This window comes from Lentilactobacillus hilgardii DSM 20176 = ATCC 8290 (genome assembly GCF_000159315.1).
GTDB classification, from domain to species: domain Bacteria; phylum Bacillota; class Bacilli; order Lactobacillales; family Lactobacillaceae; genus Lentilactobacillus; species Lentilactobacillus hilgardii.
This window is the reverse complement of the sequence record NZ_GG669993.1, coordinates 249,755-271,893: the sequence shown is the minus strand read 5'-3', so window position 1 is coordinate 271,893 and position 22,139 is coordinate 249,755. Positions and strand designations below refer to the sequence as shown.

21 protein-coding genes are annotated in these 22,139 nt (G+C 38.8%); 3 read left to right on the top strand and 18 right to left on the bottom strand.

Annotation, left to right across the window (positions count from 1 at the left end; all coding sequences use genetic code 11):
* Position 1 precedes the first annotated feature (1 nt).
* The 10 genes from dnaG to rpsU all read right to left on the bottom strand — a co-directional run bounded on the left by dnaG (position 2) and on the right by rpsU (position 9,768).
* Complete coding sequence (gene dnaG, locus HMPREF0519_RS05405) at positions 2-1,819, bottom strand: DNA primase (protein ID WP_004561456.1); 1,818 nt, start codon at positions 1,817-1,819, stop codon at positions 2-4.
* A gap of 151 nt (positions 1,820-1,970) precedes the next feature.
* On the bottom strand, positions 1,971-4,052 hold the full coding sequence (gene glyS / locus HMPREF0519_RS05400; protein WP_004561455.1) for a glycine--tRNA ligase subunit beta: 2,082 nt from the start codon (positions 4,050-4,052) through the stop codon (positions 1,971-1,973).
* The gene (gene glyQ, locus HMPREF0519_RS05395; protein WP_003553888.1) at positions 4,052-4,981 is read right to left on the bottom strand and encodes a glycine--tRNA ligase subunit alpha; all 930 of its coding nucleotides are present in this window, start codon (positions 4,979-4,981) and stop codon (positions 4,052-4,054) included. The genes glyS and glyQ overlap by 1 nt, the downstream gene beginning before the upstream one ends.
* Positions 4,982-5,273: 292 nt before the next feature.
* Complete coding sequence (gene recO, locus HMPREF0519_RS05390; RefSeq protein WP_004561454.1) at positions 5,274-6,044, bottom strand: DNA repair protein RecO; 771 nt, start codon at positions 6,042-6,044, stop codon at positions 5,274-5,276.
* Positions 6,045-6,141: 97 nt separating this feature from the next.
* A complete protein-coding gene (gene era / locus HMPREF0519_RS05385) occupies positions 6,142-7,044 on the bottom strand; it encodes a GTPase Era (protein WP_003553884.1) in 903 nt (300 codons plus the stop codon).
* 12 nt (positions 7,045-7,056) lie between these two features.
* Positions 7,057-7,452 (bottom strand): diacylglycerol kinase family protein, encoded by a 396-nt coding sequence (locus HMPREF0519_RS05380; RefSeq protein WP_004561453.1) that lies wholly within the window; start codon positions 7,450-7,452, stop codon positions 7,057-7,059.
* Complete coding sequence (ybeY, locus tag HMPREF0519_RS05375) at positions 7,436-7,921, bottom strand: rRNA maturation RNase YbeY (protein WP_004561452.1); 486 nt, start codon at positions 7,919-7,921, stop codon at positions 7,436-7,438. The genes HMPREF0519_RS05380 and ybeY overlap by 17 nt, the downstream gene beginning before the upstream one ends.
* A gap of 23 nt (positions 7,922-7,944) precedes the next feature.
* Positions 7,945-8,910, bottom strand: coding sequence for a PhoH family protein (locus HMPREF0519_RS05370; RefSeq protein ID WP_004561451.1), 966 nt, complete (start codon positions 8,908-8,910; stop codon positions 7,945-7,947).
* 120 nt (positions 8,911-9,030) lie between these two features.
* The gene (locus tag HMPREF0519_RS05365) at positions 9,031-9,480 is read right to left on the bottom strand and encodes a GatB/YqeY domain-containing protein (protein ID WP_003553876.1); all 450 of its coding nucleotides are present in this window, start codon (positions 9,478-9,480) and stop codon (positions 9,031-9,033) included.
* Between the two features lie 96 nt (positions 9,481-9,576).
* Positions 9,577-9,768 (bottom strand): 30S ribosomal protein S21, encoded by a 192-nt coding sequence (rpsU, locus tag HMPREF0519_RS05360; protein WP_003553874.1) that lies wholly within the window; start codon positions 9,766-9,768, stop codon positions 9,577-9,579.
* 193 nt (positions 9,769-9,961) lie between these two features.
* On the opposite strand from rpsU, the gene HMPREF0519_RS05355 reads away from it, so the two are divergent.
* Positions 9,962-10,783, top strand: coding sequence for a pyruvate, water dikinase regulatory protein (locus tag HMPREF0519_RS05355; RefSeq protein WP_187117457.1), 822 nt, complete (start codon positions 9,962-9,964; stop codon positions 10,781-10,783).
* Positions 10,784-10,967: 184 nt separating this feature from the next.
* Here HMPREF0519_RS05355 and HMPREF0519_RS05350 read toward each other — a convergent pair whose 3' ends face one another.
* The 7 genes from HMPREF0519_RS05350 to hisS form a co-directional block, all read right to left on the bottom strand.
* Positions 10,968-11,888, bottom strand: a complete 921-nt coding sequence (locus HMPREF0519_RS05350; RefSeq protein ID WP_081447196.1) for a deoxyribonuclease IV — start codon at positions 11,886-11,888, stop codon at positions 10,968-10,970.
* The gene (locus HMPREF0519_RS05345) at positions 11,885-13,102 is read right to left on the bottom strand and encodes a CDP-glycerol glycerophosphotransferase family protein (protein WP_004561449.1); all 1,218 of its coding nucleotides are present in this window, start codon (positions 13,100-13,102) and stop codon (positions 11,885-11,887) included. The genes HMPREF0519_RS05350 and HMPREF0519_RS05345 overlap by 4 nt, the downstream gene beginning before the upstream one ends.
* A gap of 19 nt (positions 13,103-13,121) precedes the next feature.
* Entirely contained in the window at positions 13,122-13,931 is an 810-nt protein-coding gene (locus HMPREF0519_RS05340; RefSeq protein WP_035444753.1) for an ABC transporter permease, read from the bottom strand.
* A gap of 76 nt (positions 13,932-14,007) precedes the next feature.
* Positions 14,008-15,162, bottom strand: a complete 1,155-nt coding sequence (locus tag HMPREF0519_RS05335; RefSeq protein ID WP_004561448.1) for a CDP-glycerol glycerophosphotransferase family protein — start codon at positions 15,160-15,162, stop codon at positions 14,008-14,010.
* Between the two features lie 92 nt (positions 15,163-15,254).
* Positions 15,255-16,130 carry a YitT family protein gene (locus HMPREF0519_RS05330; RefSeq protein ID WP_003553856.1) on the bottom strand — a complete coding sequence of 292 codons (876 nt, stop codon included), beginning with the start codon at positions 16,128-16,130 and terminating at the stop codon, positions 15,255-15,257.
* 169 nt (positions 16,131-16,299) lie between these two features.
* Positions 16,300-18,087, bottom strand: a complete 1,788-nt coding sequence (gene aspS, locus HMPREF0519_RS05325; RefSeq protein ID WP_004561447.1) for an aspartate--tRNA ligase — start codon at positions 18,085-18,087, stop codon at positions 16,300-16,302.
* A gap of 15 nt (positions 18,088-18,102) precedes the next feature.
* Positions 18,103-19,395: a histidine--tRNA ligase gene (gene hisS, locus HMPREF0519_RS05320; protein WP_004561446.1), complete on the bottom strand. Its 1,293-nt coding sequence runs from the start codon at positions 19,393-19,395 to the stop codon at positions 18,103-18,105.
* Between the two features lie 377 nt (positions 19,396-19,772).
* Between hisS and HMPREF0519_RS05315 the strand changes: the two genes are divergently transcribed.
* Positions 19,773-20,615 carry an N-acetylmuramoyl-L-alanine amidase family protein gene (locus tag HMPREF0519_RS05315; RefSeq protein ID WP_003553850.1) on the top strand — a complete coding sequence of 281 codons (843 nt, stop codon included), beginning with the start codon at positions 19,773-19,775 and terminating at the stop codon, positions 20,613-20,615.
* A gap of 13 nt (positions 20,616-20,628) precedes the next feature.
* Positions 20,629-21,471, top strand: a complete 843-nt coding sequence (locus HMPREF0519_RS05310; RefSeq protein WP_040472722.1) for a fructosamine kinase family protein — start codon at positions 20,629-20,631, stop codon at positions 21,469-21,471.
* 72 nt (positions 21,472-21,543) lie between these two features.
* Here HMPREF0519_RS05310 and HMPREF0519_RS05305 read toward each other — a convergent pair.
* The coding region (locus tag HMPREF0519_RS05305) for an HAD-IA family hydrolase (protein WP_004561444.1) at positions 21,544-22,139 on the bottom strand (596 nt) is incomplete at its 5' end.

Below are 22,139 nucleotides of genomic sequence, written 5' to 3'. Positions count from 1 at the left end.
GTTATACTTGTTCCTTAGTTCTCTTTTGCTGCTCAAGTTTTAATAAGTCAACCATTAATTGGCGTTGCTTATCAACATCCCCAATTTTTGATGCTTGTTTCAATTCTGCTTGTTTCTTTTTAATTTTTGTTTCTACCGGCGCTCGATTCATAATAACATCCAAATCATTGTCAATTTCCATTGGAGAAGGCTCCTCTGGTAAATTCATCATGTCAATATCAATCAATAGTGTTTGCAATGAATCTTCGGTAATTAAATTACTAAATGTCGCGACATTATATTGGTCAAACTTGGAAAAGTATCCTTCCGCCAATAAATACAACATCTGGTACTGTTCATCAACAAATGAGAATCCCGAAATACCACTGACCTTTACCCATACATCATGATTATGCAGCATCCTGTTAAGAAGCTGCATTTGCGCAACCGTTACTTTATCCCTTTTTTGAGGGGATTGATTAACAGGCTGAGCAGCCGGAATCTGATGATTGGCTCGCTTAGTAACATTTTTTCGAATAAGCGGTTGGAGCTGCTGTTTTAAAACCTGTTTGTCAATTGAAAAAGAGTCAGCCAAACGGTTAAGATACAAGTCCTGGGAAATACCGGAACTAATTGTACTAATCAATTTTAATGCTTCTGAAATATAGGCTGCTTGGCCTTCCTCGGTTTTAAGATTAGCTTCCTGCTTAAGGTAATTCAAATCGAAATCAACGGGTGATTGAGCTTGTTGTAATAAGGTTTGAAATTTATCAGCACCCCGGTTTCGAATGAACTCATCTGGATCCATCCCATCAGGAATTGAAACGACTTTTAGATCCAATTGATGATCAGTTTGCTTAAACGCATCAATTGCGCGTTTGATTGCTTTTTGTCCTGGAGCATCTCCATCATAACAGACAATCACTTCACGTGTAATACGTTGAATATCATATATCTGTTGCTCGGTTAGACTGGTACCCATTGAAGCAATGCCAGACTTGATACCGCCCTGGTATGCAGAAATAACATCCATAAACCCTTCAAACAACAAAGCGGGTTGTTTACTGCGAATATTTGGCCGGGCCAAATCCAGATTGAACAGTATTTTTCGTTTATTGAACAATTCTGTTTCCGGACTGTTTAAATACTTTGGCATATCTGAATCTTTAGCCAATAGCCGCCCTGAAAAAGCAACGGTTTGACCAGTTCCGTTACGAATGGGATACATCACGCGATCAACAAACCGATCACGTAACTTCCCATCCTGAGTCTCGGAAAAAAGTCCGGACTTTCTTAACAACTGGTAATCGGCCTGACGCTCATCAAAAAATGGTTTTAACAATCGCTGCTGAGGTGCATAACCAAGTTGATAAAGATCGATTGTCTCATCGTTAACGCCCCGATGATGTAAATAATCGAGAGCAGATTCCCCCATCTTGGTATTAATCAAGATGTGGTGATACAGCTTGACAGCCTGTTCGTGCAACTCAATCAGCTGCTTTTGCTCGGAAGTTTCCCGACTAGCCGGTGCAGCATCCGTAAAATATTTGGAATCAACATCCAAATGTTCCATTTCAGCTACTTTTTTGACCGCTTCGGGAAAAGACAGGTTTTCAATTTCCATCATGAATTTGAAAACATTTCCACCCCGACCACAACTAAAACAATGAAATATTTGCTTGTCTTCAGAAACGGAAAAAGACGGTGTTCGCTCTTCATGAAACGGGCAAAGACCAAAAAGGTTCTTCCCTGACTGTTTAAGTTGAACATATTGTGATACCACGTCAACAATATTAACCTGGGATCTAACCTGTTCAATCACGTCTTCTGGGATCTTCAATAGTTATCCGCCTCCCATCCCTAAAACCGGCGTTAATACCTGCAAAAAGTCGCACCAATATAGTGCGACTCTTCTGCTGGCGATACATAATTCATACTAGCATAGTTAAAAAGTTTGTACAAACAAATGCACTTGAACATTCTAAGCAAAACTAACCCTTAACAACCAGTTTATCCAGATCACCCAAATGCAAAATCAAGTGTGACAAAAGCGTTAACTGCCGTAAATGATTATCTCGTAGTTTTTCGTCTTTGTCCATTACCATTGTCGCATCAAAGTATGCATTAATAGCATCCTTTAATCCAGAAAGCCGATCAAAGTCTTCTTTAGCCGAAATTTCATAATAACCCTCAGCGGCAGAAGCAACCTCTTGATTCAGTACCTTTTCGGATTCGTTTTCGAACAATGAACCATCAACAACAAGATCGTTGTCCTTGAAGTGTCCTTTCTTAGAGATTCGAAGAACTCGGGTCAGGGATTCGATAATTGACTTAAAGGCATCATCATCCTTTTGCTCCTGAAGAACCTGACCACTTGAAATGTTAAACAAGATATCAGTTTGCGAACCCGAAGTAACGGCGTCCGAGATATCATATCGAATACCAAGATCATCAAGATACTGCTTAATTCGATCTTTAATAAAATCACTGACTGCAGTAATTTGACCAGCTTGGTCAAGCTTGGGTGCAACCTGCTTTTCATCCTGCAGGTTAATAATTGCCTTCAATGTATCAATTAAATCAAAATTCCATTTTTTGTCAGCAACAATTCTAACAATCCCCGTAGCCTGACGGCGTAATGCGTATGGGTCATTTGAACCGCTTGGGATCATGCCTGCTGCAAAGAAAGTTAAAATACTATCAAGCTTATCTGAAACAGCCAAAAGTGCGCCGACATTTGATGCTGGAAGAGCACCATTTGCCGAAATAGGCATATAGTGTTCTGAAATTGCTTTGGCCACTGCAGGTGCTTCACCATTTAACAAGGCATATTTTTCACCCATTACACCTTGTAGTTCGGCAAATTCTCCAACCATTCCGGTAACCAAATCAAACTTATAAATTTCAGCAGCCCGTTGTTCATCCTCAAGTTCCTTATCTGAAAAGCCAAACTGTTTACCAAGGTAATTAGAAATGACCTGAACCCGTTGCATCTTTTCAAACATAGTAGAAATTTTATCATGGAAGCTAACTTTCTTAAGCCGTTCAACATCTTCAGCAATGGTCTTCTTTTGATCTTCTTCGTAAAAGAACATGGCATCTTCAAGTCTGGCAGTTAGGACCTTTTCATTTCCGGCAATCACATTTTGAATATCATAATCATTTCCGTTTCGAACGGAAATAAAGTGTGGCAACAAGGTACCATTCCCATCAGTAACGTAGAAAAATCGTTGATGGTCTTTCATCGACGTAACCAAAACTTCATCGGGGATCTTCAGGTATTTCTCATTAAATTTACCAGCAAAGGCTGTTGGCCATTCAACCAGATTATTAACCTCTTCCAGTAAATCTGGATCAAGGTTGATTTGCCAATCATTATCTTCGGCTATCTTATGAATTTGTTTAACAATTAATTCTTTTCGTTTTTTAGCATCTGCAATGACGAATTGCTGGGTTAACTTTTCTTCATATTCATCGGCATTGGCCAATTCGACGTCTTTGCCCAAAAAACGATGGCCGGATGTTACCCGATCAGTTGAAACATCAAGAATAGTGAAAGGAATTACTTTATCATTTAATAACGCAACCAGCCATTTAATTGGCCGAACGTATTCAAATGAATATTTGGCCCACTTCATCATGGTTGGGAAGGTCATAGCCGTGATGACATCTTTCATTCCGGTTAGAACCTCATCAACGGACTTGCCGGCGATGTGCTTTTCAACAAACACATAGTCGGTTCCCTTAACTTCTTTAAAAGTAATATCGTCAGTGGTGGCACCCTGTCCTCTGGAAAATCCGATAGCAGCCTTTGTCCAGTTACCATCCGTATCTTGAGCAATCTTCTTAGCGGGTCCCTTAACGGACTTATCAATATCGGGTTGCTTGTCGGCTAAGCCGGTAATGTACAATGTTAACCTTCGAGGCGTACTAAATGTTTTGATTTGATCGAATGTGATTCGTTGGTCTTTTAAATAATCACTAGCCCGTTTTTTTAGTTGATTGATACTGGGCGTGACAACATGAGCCGGAATTTCTTCAAGCCCGATTTCAAGTAAGAAATTATTAGCCATTATTTTTCCTCCCCTTCATCATCCTTAAGCAGCTCCTGACGTTTTTTTTCGTCCTTGATCAATGGGAATCCAAGACGTTTTCGTGCGGCCACAAACTCTTTAGCAACGCCGCGTGCCAAATTTCGAATTCTTGAGAGATATCCTGCCCGCTCAGTTACTGAAACCGCACCACGTGCATCCAACAGGTTAAATGTATGGCTGCATTTCAAAATATAGTCGTATGCGGGATGAACCAAATCCAGTTTCAAAAGGCGTTTAGCTTCCCGTTCATAATCATTGAACAAGTTCAGCAACATTTCCTGATCGCTTTCTTCAAAACTGTACTTTGAATGTTCGTACTCGGGTTCTTTAAAAATATCACCATACAGGACATCATCGGACCATTCAAGGTCAAAAACCGAATTCACATTTTGAATGTAAGACGACAATCGTTCCAAACCATAGGTGATTTCAGAAGCAACCGGGTTCATTTCCAGGCCACCCACGATTTGGAAGTAGGTAAATTGGGTAATTTCCATACCATCAAGCCAAACTTCCCAACCAACACCGGCACAACCCATTGATGGGTTTTCCCAATTGTCTTCAACAAACCGGATATCATGTTCCAAAGGATCAATACCCAGTTCTTTTAAACTATTAAGATATAAATCCTGAATATTCTCAGGAGAAGGTTTCATAATTACTTGAAATTGATGATGTTGATAGAGACGATTTGGATTTTCTCCATAACGACCGTCTGCCGGTCTTCTGGAAGGCTCCACGTAAGCCGCATTCCAAGGTTCTGGACCAATTGCCCGTAAGAAAGTATAGGGACTCATTGTTCCGGCACCCTTCTCAGTGTCATAAGCCTGCATCAGCATACAACCCTGCGCTGCCCAATACTGCTGCAGCCGCAGAATGATTTCTTGAACCGATAACTTTTCAGTCATTTAAATTCCTCCTAATTTTTCACGCAAAAAGTCCCTATGTTCAGTGACGGTTACAATTTGCCACTTAAACATAGGGACGATGGTCTCGCGGTTCCACCCTACTTCTGGTTTAACACCAGCACTTAATTCATTCGGCTCAAAAAGTGCCTTTTAGTCATCAATTTCTAGCCGGCTTACACTATCCCAGCTTCGTTGAAAAAAATGAATGCCTAATTTCTTTTCTCATCACCGAAAATATTTAACTCAAAATAATCTTAGTTGACATATTCTAGAATGTCAACGATGGATCGACTCAAATTTTGAATTTACCGAGTTGGTCAATAAATCGTTTGCTTTTAGGCACGACACCAACTGAATTCGTATAAATTTGGTCAATAACCTTTCGAAGCGATTTCTTTGTTTTATCACTCATTTGAATCGTTTTAAGCTTGGTTAAATCAACAATTGAGAATAACCTGAGAAAATAAATTGTTCTTTGATCAAGGTGTAACCTGTATGGATCCTTATCAAAATGGTTCTGGCAAAGCAGGCCGCCATATGCTTCAGAATAATCAAAAGGTAGGTCTCGCCGATGACAAATGGCGCAATCAACCCAATCAGGTTCAACACCAAAAGCCGATAATAATTGAATTTCAAAAATATTAGTAATGATTTCTTCGTCGAAACCATCATCAATTAAACTTAAGCCGATCATTAATTGATCGTACCATTTTGGAATTGCAATACTATCCTGAAAAGCCAGATCAATCAACGACATAATATAAGTCGCATAGGCGTTCTTGGTAATATCGGCTGTAATGCCTTGAAAGTGGTCAATGCTTTTATAATTGTTAATGTAACTTAGGCCGTCATCTTTAAGATCACCAAAGTAAGCGCCATAGGTAAATGGTAGAATTGCAGCCCGCATTCGAAACTTTGGTCGTTTGGCGCCATGAACCAAAAACATCTTTTTCCCGAATTCCCTTGTCAAAAATTTGATAAGTAAATCTCGTTCCCGATAGGCTTTTGTATAAAGTAAAATACCGTGAAACTCAGCAAGTTTTGCTTTGACCAAGAAATTCACCCCTCTTGAAAAAAGATCTTAGCCGAAGATGACAGATCTTCAATGTTTATTAAAAAAGACGCAGCCCATTATCATTATCAACTAATCATGCTTAATCTTAATAGTTGCCCTTTTTATAACCATAGGAATTTAGTAAATTTGCTTTATCACGCCAATGTGCTTCAACTTTAACCCATAATTCCAAATAAACTTTGTTACCCATCATGTTTTCAATATCTTTTCGAGCCAGGGTGCCAATTTTTTTTAGCATAGAACCACCCTTACCGATAACAATCCCTTTTTGACCGTCACGTTCAACAATAATTGTTGCCTGAATGTGTAATACCTCATCCTGTTTTTTTATACTCTCAATATAGACCGCCGTTGAATGTGGAATTTCCTGACGTGTCATTTGAAGTACTTTTTCTCGAATCAATTCTGAAATGACAAAACGTTCCGGATGATCGGTAACCTGATCCTTTGGATAATACTGAGGACCGTTTGGCAATTCCTTAATGAGTGACGTTAACAACTCGGGAACATTGTTGCCTTGTAAGGCTGAAATTGGGAAGACCTCTTTAAAAGATAAGGCGTTTTTATATTGTTCAATAATTGCCATAACGTCATCAGGTGTTATCTCATCAATTTTATTAATCAATAAGTAAATAGGTTTATGAACATCTTTTAATCTGTCGATAATAAAATTATCACCGGCACCACGCCGTTCAGTCGCATTAACCATAAAGAGAACTGCATCAACTTCTTTTAAAGCCGATAGTGCAGAATCCATCATAAAATCCCCAAGCTTGTTTTGAGGTTTATGAATACCCGGTGTATCGATGAACACAACTTGTGCCTCATCAGTTGTATAGACACCCTGAATCTTATTTCGAGTCGTTTGAGCTTTATCACTCATAATTGCGATTTTTTGCCCGACTACTCGATTTAAAAAAGTTGACTTACCGACGTTTGGTCGACCAACAATGGCCACAAAGCCGGAACGATAATTTGGATTATCCATTTTCTACCTCACTTATTTTAATAATTCGACGAACTTTGGAATGAAGATCAGTGCTCCGATGATCATTGCGAAAATAGCGGACAAAAGAACGCCTCCGGCCGCAATATCCTTAGCACGTTTTGCCATTAGGTCAAAATGATGACCAACGATTAAGTCAACAACGTTTTCCACGATTGAATTCAAGACTTCCGATCCGATAACTGAGAAAAACGCAGCAAACAGCCACAACCAATCATAGATTTCAATCCTCATTAAAAGACCGATACAAAGGACAACCACCGTGATAATTAAATCAAAGCGGAAATTACGTTCCTCCAAAATCAGTTTTTTAATGCCTTCCAGTGCATGACCAACGGACTGAAAAAAGTGCTTATTCTTTTCTATCTGACGCTTATCTTTTAAGACCATAGGCATTTAAAATCTCTTCTTGCAACGGAAACATGATGTCTGCATCCGCTTTCTCCATGTGATCGTAACCGTTTAAATGGAGGAAACCGTGCACAACCAAGAACCCGAGTTCTCTTTGAAATGAATGACCTAAATAGTCCGCTTGTTCTGCAACTTTATCGACCGATACGAAGATGTCACCAATATTTTCAGGGATTGATTCCTGCATATCTTCATCCATCACGATTGGAAAGTCATCATCTTCGGCCTCATCCTCAATTGCAAAGCTGATAACATCTGTTGCCCGATCAACACCCCGGTACTCACGATTAATCTTGTGAATCTCATTATTGTTGACAAGTGTGACCGACATCTCAGTATTATCTGCTAAATGAATATATGAGCCGGCAAAGTTTAAAACATCCCGAATCAGTTTTTCATCTTTTTCAGAGATGCCCTTTTCAGTTTTATCGTAAATTTCTAAATCCATGACTAAAAATCCTCATTCAATAATTATTGACCGTTTTTTTCGTAAGCCGTAATGATTTTAGCAACTACAGGATGGCGAACAACATCCTTTGCACTGAATGTCACAAATTCAATTTGATCGATTCCCTTTAGAATTGCCTGAGCCCGGACCAGCCCACTGGCCGCATGTTTAGGTAAATCAATTTGTGAAATATCACCATTAACAATCATCTTTGACCCAAAGCCCAAACGGGTTAAGAACATTTTCATCTGCATATTCGTTGTATTCTGTGCTTCATCCAGGATCACAAATGAATTATCAAGTGTACGGCCTCTCATGTAGGCCAGAGGCGCTATCTCGATCACGCCTCTATCCATTAACCGTTCAGTGTGCTCAGCGCCTAAGATCGCATGTAAGGCATCATAAATCGGACGCAAATATGGATCAACCTTTTCTTTAAGGTCTCCAGGCAGAAAGCCAAGGCTCTCTCCGGCTTCAACCGCCGGTCTTGTCAATACAATTTTATCAACCGTCCCTTTTTTAAGTGCAGCAATTGCCATGACAACCGCCAAGTACGTTTTACCGGTACCGGCGGGGCCGACACCAAAGACAACGTCATGATGCGAAATAGCCTGAATGTACTGCCGCTGACCAAATGTTTTGACCCGGACGGCCTTACCTTTAGCGTCCTTAATCAAGACTTGATTGTATAAATCCTGAAAATATTCTAACGTCCCATTTTGAGACATATTAATCGCACTGATAAAATCACTGCTGTTGATATTGATTCCCTTTTGGACCAATGTAAGGATGTTATCCAAAATGTTTAACGTTGTGCCGACCGACTGTTCATCACCGCTGACACGTAGTGAGTTGCCGAAGACATTAATCGAAACACCCATACCCTCTTCGAGAATCGTTATAAACTCGCTTTGAGTTCCAACGAGCTGTAACAGCTGATTAGGATCAGACACGACAAATTCTTTTGTAATCTGTTGAGTTTCAGCCAATTAATTAGCTCCTTTTTAATATTAATATTAATCAGATACTATCACAAAATAAAGGTTAACCAAAGCGATTGGAATGTTGTTGAACCAATTCTTGGCGCTAATTTAATAATCAATGATTTTTTAACTTTGAAGCTGTTTTTTGACAAGTTTGTTAATGATGCTGCCATCGGCTTTTCCTTTGACCTTTGGCATAATAGCACCCATAACCTTACCGAAGTCAGCCATAGATTCAGCGTGTAACTGTTCAATTGTCTGATTCACAATTGCTTCAACCTCGTCTTCTGATAGCTGTTTTGGTGCGTACTCTTCAGCAATTTTAAGTTTAGCACTCTGATCTTTGACCAAATCATCACGATTAGCCTTTTGAAATTCTTCGAGTGATTCTTTTTGCTGTTTGATTTCTTTCATCACAACTGAACTGATTTGTTCATCAGTCAATTTTTGATTACCGTTATCAACTTCGGCATTCATGATTTGAGACTTCAATCCTCGAATCACACCCAGTCTAACTTTGTCTCGTGCCTTCATGGCATCTTTTAAATCTGAATTCAACTGATCATAAACACTCATCTGTTAAACCTCTTTTCAATGTATGTCTAAATTTTAACATAAAAAAGACCAGAGACTAATGAAACATTAGCTCCGATCTTCAAAAGTGATGTCATATTAAAAACGACGTTTCTTTTTATTGTTCCGCTTACGTGCTGCTTCGGACTTTAATTTACGTTTTACACTTGGTTTTTCATAAAATTCCCGTTTACGATATTCTTGCAGTGTACCGCTTTTAGAAACTGTACGTTTAAAGCGTCGAAGAGCATCATCAAGAGACTCGTTTTTACGAACGACTGTCTTTGCCATATGAAATTCCCTCCCTCCGAGCTTAAATGTAACTGTTTAAAAGCACACATTTACTTTGTACTAAAACGGTTCGCATTAAATTATACATATTAATCGAAATATCGTCAATGATTTAAGTTAAAAACAATGCTTCATGTTAAAATTTATTTGGAGTTTCTTTTAGAGTCGAAAAAAATTGATGGGAGAAATCTATATGAAAACGCAAAATATCTTTATTATTTCTGACTCAAGTGGTGCTACTGCTCAAACTTTAGCGCAAACCGCCGCTTCACAATTTCCAAATATCAAAGCAGAAATCAGGCGGTTTCCTTTTATTCAAACCGAATCAATTTTAAAGGGTATTTTAAATTTAGCTTTAACAAAAAAAGCCATGATCTTCCACACACTGGTCAGCATCGAGTTGAGCCAAATGGTTGTCACTTTTTGTAAAGAACATGGGATCTATGATTTTGATTGTATCCAAACACCAATGAAGTTGCTATCAGAGGCAACCGGAGAGGAACCTGCACATGTTCCGGGTTTAATTCATGATTTAAACGAAAATTATTTTGAACGTATTTCTGCAATCGAATTTGCAGTTGAAAACGATGATGGGAAAAACGCCAAAGGGCTTTTGGAAGCCGACATTGTGTTACTAGGCGTTTCACGAACATCTAAAACACCGCTTTCACTATATCTAGCCAATCAAAATCAGCGTGTCGCAAATCTACCGATTGGACCCGATCTACACATTCCGGATGAATTAAATCATGTGAAGAAAGACCGGATCTTCGGTCTGCTAAATACACCCGAAAAATTAAGCAGAATTCGGAAACAACGAATGATCTCTTATGGATTAAGTGCGGACACACCTTACTCAGATACTAAAAACATCAAAATCGAGCTGGATTTCGCTAAAAAATTATATAAAAAGATTGGTTGCCTGGTCATCAATGTTGCCAACAAATCGATCGAGGAAACCGCAACCATTATTTTGGAAAGCTTAAATTTAGATACAACAACATTTGAAGATTAGTGACTATCAAAGACCACTTAGCATAATAGGTCCAACTTTTGAAAATTCAAAAGTCTCAAAAATGAAAAGGGTTCTGTAAAATCAACGTAAACTTTATTGATTTTACAGAACCCTTTTCGGGATTTGATAAGGCGTGACTTTTGATTGCCAACCATCTTTATTTAGAATCAAATCTAATCTCACATTAAAAAGGTTTTCCCGCTTTCATATCTTCGATGATGCTGGGATTAAACACTTGCTTTCTTAACATACTGACCTCATAGCCATGCGGATTATATTTAATACGTTTATTTTCTGGATCTTTTAAAATCGGTGTTTCCATAATTTTGGGAACCGATGCCAGCTGATCATGATGAGCAATATAATTCAGAGCCTTAAACCCGATTGTTCCCAATCCGATAATTTGGTGACGGTCTTTGTGACTGCCACGTTCATTTTTTGAATCGTTTAAATGAATGACTTTTAATCGATCAAGACCAACAATGTGGTCAAATTCATTCAATACGCCGTCAAAATCGTTTTTAACATCGTATCCGGCATCGTTAGTATGGCAGGTGTCAAAAGTGACAGATAGTTTCTCGTTATTCGAAACCTTACTTATAATTTCCGCCAGTTGCTCAAAAGTAATACCAACTTCCGTTCCTTTACCGGCCATCGTTTCCAAGGCAATTTGAGCGCTTTGATTATCTGTAATCACCTCATTTAGGCCTTTAGCTATTTGGTCGATCGCCTTTTGAGGACCCTCACCGACATGTGCGCCCGGATGTAAAACAATTTGTTTGGCCCCAATCGCTTCGGCACGTGCAATTTCCTGTTGAAGGAATTGCACGCCGAAAGCAAAGTTTTGTGGTTTTAACGTATTTCCAAGATTAATAATGTACGGTGCATGGACAACAACTTCTTTCAAATTGTGTTCAGCCATGTACGCTTTTCCAGCCGGCCCATTTAGCTTTTCAATAGGTTTTCGGACCGTATTTTGAGGGGCCCCTGTATAAACCATAAATACATTTTCACCAAATCCGGCAGCTTCCTTTGCGGATCCCAAGAACATATCTTTGCCATTCATACTGACATGTGACCCAATTAAAAATGTTTGATTACTCAATCTTTCGACATTCCCTTCAAAATAATTTCACTCACTTTTTGTGAAGCCGTTCCGTTTTCCCAAGCACAAAATTTTGTATTGAAATCTTCCAAGTTTTTTTCATAGTCAGTGAAACGTCTGGTTGTATTAAACAATGCCAGCTCACTGTAAAAACGAGTTGCGTCAGTGACCATTGGCCCCGGTAAATTTTGTGGTTGATATTCAAAATAGAAACCGCGTAGTTCATCACGATAATGATCAAGATCATACGGAAAGAATAACATGGGCCGCTTCAAATTGGCAAAATCGAACATAACCGATGAATAATCTGTAATCAGCAAATCGGTTATTAAATATAATTGGTTAATGTCTTGTTCTGCACAAATTTTGACTCGGTCTTCAAATCCCGAAATATTAATGTGATCTTTTACTAAATAATGGGGACGAATAATCAACATGGTGTTTGAATCCACAACTTCAAAAAATTTTTTTAAACTAAATGGTAACTCAAATTTATAGACGCCCTGCTTTTGATAGTCGTCATCTCGCCATGTAGGTGCGTACATTATGACATGCTCCGGAGATGTTCCTAATAATTGTTTTTTGAGCAAATCAATCGATTTTAGATTATTTTCATGATACAAGATGTCGTTTCTTGGGTATCCAATATCCAAAAAATGATGATGAAAACCAAAAGCTGATTGAAAAATAGTTTTTGAATAAGCATTGGGGGCAATTAAATAATCCCAACGATCCGCTTCATCAATAAATTGTTGATGATACTGTTGTGTTGTATTACCAGGAATTTCAACATGACTGATATCAACGCCAAGTCGTTTTAATGGTGTCCCGTGCCACGTCTGAATATATGTTGTTCCCCTATTCTTTTTCCACCATTGTGGCATTCTGGAGTTCATTACCCAAAACGACGCTCGGGCACTATACCATACCCAAAGAGGTGTAAATCTTTTCAATAATCGAATTTTCGGATATTCCTGTGACAGTCTACGAAAAGCAGACGGTTTAACACTGAAATAACAACTATTTTTCATATCCGGATTATCTTCAATTATTTTCTTGTATATAGCAAGTGGATTGTCACTAACGTCTTTACCATTAAAACTCTCGAACAACACTAAGCGCTTTTTTACTCGCATACAAATAAACCCATCGTTTATCACGATGAGTATATAGCGAGCTATTAATTTGATAAAAGCAATCAAGTTACTTTTCACAAAGCTCACCCTTCCCAAACTAAATTAAATCAACAAATCTTGATCTGAATTTATAGTGCAAGTGAGATCCAACTAGGAAAAAGAACAAGACGATTCCCCAAAAAACGATATTTAAAGTTGGTTCCTGCCAAAACCACATTGTTCCAAGCATTGAATCACGGAAGCCGGAGACAACGTAGAAAAACGGATTCAGTTGGAGGATGTGGACGAATGGTGCTGGAAACGATGTGGTTTCAAAATTAAATAGAACGCCTGACATGTAAAATAACATTCTCATCAAAGATTGAAGCATAATACGCCAATCACGAACCAATAATGAAATTGTGGAGTTGAAAATACCAAACGCAATCATCCACGCAATCATACAAATGAAATAGTAGATCCACTGGATCCAATAAATAGAAGGATGAACACCATAAAGAAAACTAACTAGGATAGAAAACACTAACATTGTCCAGAAGGAACTTAAGTTACTGACAATTTTAATTGTAGGTAAGATACTAACCGGAAATTTCATCTTAGAAACCATACCTACACGTTGATAAATACTCTTTGATGCATCTAAACTTGCCCGATTCATGAAAAACCAAGGCGTAATCCCGATAACCATCCAAGGCAAATAATCAACACCATGGGTGGTACTGCCATGCTTCAAGCCAATTCCGAAAACCAACCAATAAATACCAATTTGAATAAGCGGGTATAAATATTCCCAAACTAAGCCTAAATAATGGCTTTGATATTCAGCTTTATCTTCGTATTGAGAAATCCGAAAAATAATCCCAATATTTTGAAACTGTTCCTTGATTAACGTGTAAACCTCTTTCAAGTCAATACGCTCCTTACAATGAAGCAACTGAATGTTCAGTTATTTCAAGTTTAATTAATTGCAAAATCATGTTTACCTACTTTAATAAGTTCAGATAACGATCAAGACACCGATGAGTTGCTTGCCCATCATTATAGGTGTTCCAATGCTTATTGAATTGTTCAAAACTTGTTGGTTTTCTTGCCCTTATCTCCCGTTTTAACTCGTCAACTGTTGTAACAGGTTTAGTCGGCAACCAATCAAGAAAATCACCTTGAACACCAGGATCCAAGCGGTAACGTTCCAAATCAAACATGAAGAAGATCAGTGATTTTGCATTTGGCAGTAAACTAAAATCGAACGCCACGGATGAATAGTCAGTCACTAATGTATCAGCAACTGCTAACAATTCACTAGTAGCCAATTCATGATAAAATTTGATTCTTGGATTACCGATCTGTCTCATTGCATTCTCCCGGTTTCTTAACACCGGATGCAACTTAACTACAACAATCGCGTTTTGATCCGCAGACAAAGCCGCGCCAAGTCCAACCGGTAACTTAAAACTTTTATCAGGACGGTAAGTTGGCGCATATAAAATTACTCGATGCTCCCTGAGTTCCGGAGCAGCACGATAGATTCTTTCTCTGGCGCTAACCTGCCATTGCTTATCCAAATATTGATCTGATCTGGGATAACCCAGAAGCTGCATTTTTTCAACCGACTCATGGTAACTATGTTGAAAGACATTTCCCATCGCTTCAGAAGCAACAATATACTCATCAAAATGATCATAAACATCTTGAAACCGTTTTTTATCCGACTTACTGCGTTCTTCTGTTGTTGGATCTTCCCATCCGAACTTTTTAATGGCACCATTTGCATGCCAAATTTGGATGATCTTCATTTTCTTAGGATGAACTAAGCCACCCAAGAAAGCGTAGTAATTATCGCAAAAAATTACTCTGGCACCCATCAAGAGTGGGACAAAATCAAAAACAAACTTGATGCCATCATTAAATTCATGGGTTTCAATTCCGAATGCAGCAAGCTCGGTTGCGGCCGCTTCGGTTTCTGGACGATATAAAACAATTAGATGGAAACGATTCGGTGTTTTTTGAGCTAACTGCTTAATAAAATCCAAATTATTATCAAAGCTCATTAAGTAAATCACTTTATTGCTTGGTTTCCAAATGTTTAATATTGACAGAAAGCGAATCAACCATAGATAAACTACTTTCAATTTCTTCACCGTTTTTCAGTTTTTAATAAACACACTCGAGTATTATAACATAAACTTTTTGTAGAATTATCTTCTTAAAAAATCTTTAGATTTAGAAAAAACTAAGGCTTTGGTTCATAAAATCTGCCAAGAATTTTAACAGAATCCGAAATGCTGGCAAATGCGTTAGGGTCCGATTCTAAAAGTGCTTCTTCCAGCTCTCCCATTTCATATCTGGAAATGACTGTGAATAAAATAGTCTTGGCATCATGTTGATAAGCGCCTTCAGCATTGTGAACAATTGTAATGCCCCTTCTAAGATGATTTTGAACACTATCAATCACTGTATTGGGACGATTCGTAATAATCATCACCTGCATCCGCTGTTGCTTGGTATAAGTCATGTCCATAACCTTTGCATTCACGATCAATCCAATTACCGAATATAAAGCATACGGCCAGCCATAAGCAAAACCGGCTGCTACAACAATCAAAGCATTAAAGGCAATATTGATGGACCCAATCGATTTTCCGGTCTTATCCCGAATAACCAACCCCAAAATATCAAGACCACCAGTTGAAATACCATTTTTAAGGGCCGTTCCCGTTCCAAATCCGTTGACCGCCCCACCGAAAATAGCACATATAATTGGATCATGAGTGAGTGGCACTGGTTTAAGTAACTGAATCATAAAACTTGATAAAAATACTGTGATAATTGTAAAAATTGTAAATTCTCGACCTATTCCACGCCAAGCTACAAGGAAAAGTGGAATGTTTAATAAAAATAAGCCCAGACCGGTTGAAACAGTGAACGGAAGGGCCCGTGAGCTAATTGTATTTAGTAATTGGGCTAGTCCGGTAATTCCTGAAGAATAAATATGACCTGGGGTCCAAAAAAAGTTAACAGCAATCGATACCAAGATGCCATAAATAAACGATGTAGATGTTTTCGTGACATACGTATGCCGACGCATTAGCTTTGAAACGTCATCCATAATAAAATCCTTTCATAGTTAATAATCGCAACACAAGTTAATTGTAACGCTAAGTGCAAGCCGACAAAACGGCTACTTCTTTTCTAAATGAAAAACAGGACGTTAGATAAGATCACTATGTCTTATCTGAGGTCCTGCTTCAATCTTTTATTCAGATTTTATTAAAAAACTATTTTTGTTTATCTTGATTTTCAACAAAGATGCCCAGATCGTCCAATTGTTTGTTTGCAACTGGAGACGGTGCACTTGTTAATGGTTCAACAGCTTTTGAGTTCTTAGGAAAGGCAATGACATCCCGGATGTTTTCGCGATCAGCCAACAGACGAACAAATCGGTCAAGACCAATTGCAAGCCCGCCATGAGGTGGAAAACCATAATCCAAGGCTGTTAGGAAGTAACCAAATTGTGATTCGGCACTTTCCTTTGTGAAGCCAAGCGCCTTAAACATTCTTTCCTGCAATTTGCGTGTATGGATACGAATAGAGCCACCACCAAGTTCAAGACCGTTAAGAATGATGTCATAACTTTGTGCATACGCCTTATGTGGATCTTCATTATCGTTCAATAGATAATGGACATCTTCCTCATTTGGCATGGTAAATGGATGATGGGCTGCCACATAACGCTTCAAGTCAACATCCCAATGGAAGAGTGGCCAGTTAACAATCCATAAGAATGCGAATTTGGATTCATCAATCATGTTTTGCTCCTTGGCAATTTCAACCCGAAGATAAGCAAGCGTATCTGCTACAATTCGACTATTATCGGCAGCAAACAGCAACAGGTCACCGGGCTTAGCCTCAGCCTTATCCAAAATCTTTTGACGAAGGTCAGCGTCTTTAAAGAATTTTGCAATTGGGCCGTTAAAACTATCATCGGTTACTTTAAGCCAAGCAAGGCCTTTCGCACCAAAACGTTCCACATAGCTGGCAAACTGATCCAAATCTTTTCTGGAATACTTGTCTGCTCCGCCAGGAACGGCAATCGCTTTAACCTGGCCACCATTTTCAACGGCTCCGGAAAAGACTTTAAAATCAACATTTTTCATGATATCCGAAAGATCCTTTAATTCCATACCAAACCTAACATCAGGTTGATCAGTTCCGAATCTTGCCATTGATTCATCCCAGTCCATGCGTTTGAATGGTAACTTAACATCTTTACCCATCGCATCTTTCATGACTTTGGCAATGAATCCTTCAGTCACATCCATAATTTCTTCCTGATCTGCAAAGGACATTTCCATGTCAATTTGTGTAAATTCAGGTTGACGGTCTCCACGCAAATCTTCATCCCGATAACAACGGGCAATTTGATAATACTTATCAAACCCGGCCCCCATCAGCATCTGCTTAAATTGTTGTGGTGATTGTGGCAAGGCATAAAATGAACCCGGATAGACTCTTGAAGGAACCAGGTAATCACGTGCGCCTTCTGGTGTCGATTTAGTTAAAGTTGGTGTTTCAATATCAATAAACCCTTCCCCGTCAAAGAAGCTGTGGATGGATTGGATAATCCGGTTTCTCAATAGAATATTATATTGCATTTCTGGACGACGAAGATCCAAATAACGATATTTGAGCTTTAAATCTTCAGAGACATTGATACCATCTTCAATATAAAATGGTGGTGTTTTGGAAACTGCCAAAATTTTGGCATCGGTAATATCGACTTCAATTTTACCGGTCTTCATTTTAGGATTAATTTCCTTGGGAGCTCTGGCAACAACCGTTCCTTTGGCTTCTACAACGTACTCACCTCGAAGTTTGTCAGCAACTGCCAAAGCATCCTTGCCAAATTCCTCGCTAAAGACCAACTGGACAATTCCTTCGCGATCACGTAATTCAATAAAAATCAGACCACCCAGGTCACGACGTTTTTGAACCCATCCTTTTAGGACGACTTCTTTGCCGATCAGTTTGTCATCAACCAAACCAGCATATGTTGTTCTCTTCATTTTCAAAAGATCTCCTTAGTCATTAAAGTTGGAAGTAATAATTTCATCAAAATCATTAATAATTTTATCTATCGGAACATTAATTTCTTTCCCAGAAGCCATTGACTTAACATTGGCCGTATGTGACTCAAGTTCGCTTTCACCAATGGTAATGGTGTATTGTGCATTAAGTTTATCTGCAGATTTGAACTGTGCCTTTGGCTTTCGATTCAAATAATCACGATCAGCTGCAAACCCGTTTGCCCTTAACGCTTGCACAATCTTGAGGGTTTCAATACTGGTTTGTTCGCCGATGCCAACAACATAAGCATCTAATTGATCCAGTACAGGAAATTTAACACCCTGGGCATCCATCAAAAGCATGAGGCGTTCCATTCCTAACCCAAATCCAATTCCCGGCATTTCAGGGCCGCCCAGCTGCTCAACGAGGCCATTGTACCGGCCACCGGCACAAATAGTTGTGTATCCTTCTCCCAAGGCTTTGGAATCAACCATGATCTCAAAAATAGTGTGTGTGTAATAATCCAGCCCACGAACCATATCAGGGTCAATAACGTATGGAATATGAAGTGTATCAAGCAGTTTCTTAACACGCTCAAAATGTTTCTTGGAATCGTCGTTTAGATAGTCCAAGATGGAAGGTGCATCCTTAACAATCTCTTGATCCTGTTTGTCTTTACTGTCAAGCACTCGAAGTGGATTCTTGTGCAAACGAACCTGAGAATCCTTGCTCAACTCATCAAAATGCGGATCCAAATAATCAATCAATGCCTGTCTATAAGCAGCTCTGGACGCTGCATCTCCAAGGCTGTTGATTTCCAAACGAATATCTTTTAGACCAAAGTGATGCAGTAAATCCATTCCCATTGCGATGACTTCAACATCTAATTCGGGTTCATCACTTCCGAAATCCTCAACACCGATTTGATGAAATTCGCGTTGACGGCCAGACTGTGGACGCTCGTATCGAAACATCGAGCCCATATAAAAGACTTTTACGGGACGTTGGTGTTCAGGACCATAAAGTTTATTTTCAACAAACGCTCGTACCACGCCTGCAGTACCTTCTGGACGCAAGCTGATATGACGATCACCTTTATCTTTGAAATCATACATTTCCTTTGTCACAACATCGGATGTATCACCTGAAGTCCTGGAAAAAACGTCAAAGTTTTCAAACATTGGTGTCCGGATTTCTTGATAACGATAATCATTAAAAAGCATCCGGGCGGTTTCCTCAACATAGGTCCATTTTCTGGCCTCTTCAGGTAAAATATCAGCTGTTCCTTTAGGTCGTTGATATCTCATTTAATGTTTCCTCCCAATTAAATTCCGAAAAAAAAGACCCCTGTCCGAAGACAAGGGTGCATTGCACGGTACCACCTTATAAATCACTCTAGGATAACGCTCGCGCGAATAGCATTAGCTATTACCGTTTTCGTAAAAAGTGTCACTTCAATGAGCCGGTCACGTTCTTTCAGCGTTCAAACGTTCTCTGTGGTTGAACCGGTTCAACTACTAATCTTTTTAATCGGTTGATTATTTAACTGTTTATAACATTAGTGGAGGAATGCCAAAATGTCAAGGTTAAATCAAATTTAAAAATGACTTAACCAATATTCATTAGCCCAAGTACCTACTTTAATTTATAATAAAGTTATTTGAAAAAATAGGAAGAACTGAATATGAGAAAAATCTCTGAAAATACCAGCTGGATTATTGCCATTTTGACCATTATGGCAACCTTTATTATTTTATTTATTGCACTATATTCGAATTCAGTCACCGTCAAAGTTAATCAATTAAACATTCGAACCGGCCCATCTGTGACATATTCGGTAAAGGCAACGGTTAAACAAGGTGCTCAGCTTCAAGTTATCAGTCGCAAAAATAATTGGATTAAGGTCATTTATAAACACAAAACAATTGGTTGGGTTGCTTCCTGGTTAGTCACCAATGGCCATATAAAAGATGTTACCAGACTTTCCGAGGCAACGATTGTTCTGGATCCTGGACACGGTGGCAGTGATTCTGGTGCGCTTTCGACAACCGGTCAGGAGGAAAAAACCTACACATTGATTTTTGCAAAGCTCGTCGCTAAAAAGTTGCGTTCCAAAGGTGCCAAAGTCGTTATGACACGAGATACTGACAAGACTGTTTCCTTATATCAACGACCACAATTGGCAGCTTCTTCTTCTGCCAATGCGTTCATTAGTTTTCATTTTGATTCATCAGACGAAATAAATACTGCATCGGGGTTTACCTGCTATTATTACCATTCCGGTGATTCAAAATTGCTCGCACAGTCCGTTAACCAAAAAATGGCTAATCTTCCGCTTACAAATCGTGGGACCGAATTCGGCAATTATCTCGTCATTCGAGATAATGCTGTCCCTGCAATTTTGATCGAAGGGGGTTATATTAATACTGATAGGGACTTTAAAAAGATTCAAAGCCCTTCTTACCAGGAAAAATACGCAGATGACGTTGTATCTGGCTTGCAGACTTATTTTAAGACTCATAATTAAGGAGGATCAGTATATGGCAATTGATAATAATTGGTTAACTCAACTTCCAATTGAAAAAGTTGAAAGAATCCACTCTGTCTCCGGCGGTGATATTAATGATTCTTATTCGTTGCAAACCGCTTCAAACCATTACTTTATGAAAGTTCAACCTAACCGTGGAAAAGTCTTTTTTGACCACGAAGTTGAAGGCTTGCATTTACTTGGAGAGGTCGCCAATACACCGAAGGTAATCGCCAGTGGTGAGATCAATGGCGATGGTTATTTAATTCAAAATTGGGTGGATATTGGTCAGGGAAGCCAATACGAATTGGGACAAATGGTTGCCAAAGTTCATCAGCAGCATACCGAAAAATTTGGATTGGATCATGACTTTACAGCTGGAAAGCTGCCAAAAATCAACACATGGCAATCAGATTGGTCAACATTTTATATTAATCAGCGACTTAAACCGCTTGCTAAACTGGCAGATCAGAACGGTCGCTGGAATGAATGGCGTGAAAAGCATTTTCAATCACTCTGTAATCAATTTAAGCAATATTATGAAAATCACAAAGTTTTACCAAGTTTACTCCACGGTGATTTATGGGCTGGAAATTTTATGTTCGAAGCTTCCGGTAAGCCAATGCTAATTGATCCAGATGTTTTCTATGGTGACCGGGAACTCGATATTGCAATGACAACGGTTTTTGGTGGCTTTTATAAAGAATTTTATGACGGATATAATTCTGTTTATCCGCTTGAAACAGGTTTGGATAGCCGAATTCCTTGGTATCAGCTTAATTATTTATTGGCTCATTTAAATTTATTTGGTGAAACCTATGGTCCGATGGTAGATCAAATTTTAGAAAAATATTAATTAAGTCAAATTATAAAATAGAGCCGCAAAATCGCTAAGTTTTGCGGCTCTATTTCTTTAATCCAGCACCTGTTAACGCTTGGACAACCAGGGAATTAATTCCTTAACTTCTGTAATTTTAATATCCGGATTCCCCGTTTCAACAATAAGGCCATCCGGGTCAAATAGACACGAGGCAATATTAGCGTTATTCCCTGCTTGTACATCCAACTTACGGTCACCAATCATAATGGCAGATTTCCTGTCTACATGATTTTTATCAATTAACCAGTTAATAGAGTCTGGTTTTGGTTTACGCGGAAACTTCTGATCCGAGGTCACAAAATCAGTAAAATACTGCAATAGATCAAATTCTTTTAGCAGCGCCTTTGCTTGATTATCCCGGTGTGTTAACAAATAATGATGTCCAGATAGTTGTTTAACAAATTCCAGGACTTCACGAACGCCCTTGAATGGTTTTGCGGTTTTAACCATTTCAATTTGATATTTTTTATTGAGTTGCCGTAAAGTTTTTTCATCAATACCATAAAACGCAGAAAGTTTACGAATAACGGTCCCGACATCATGTTGTCTCATAGTGACATAGATGCTACGTTGATCAATTTCAACTTCATCGATATCCATTTCTAACAAAGCCCGCTTAAAAGCAGCTACCATCATTGGATAAG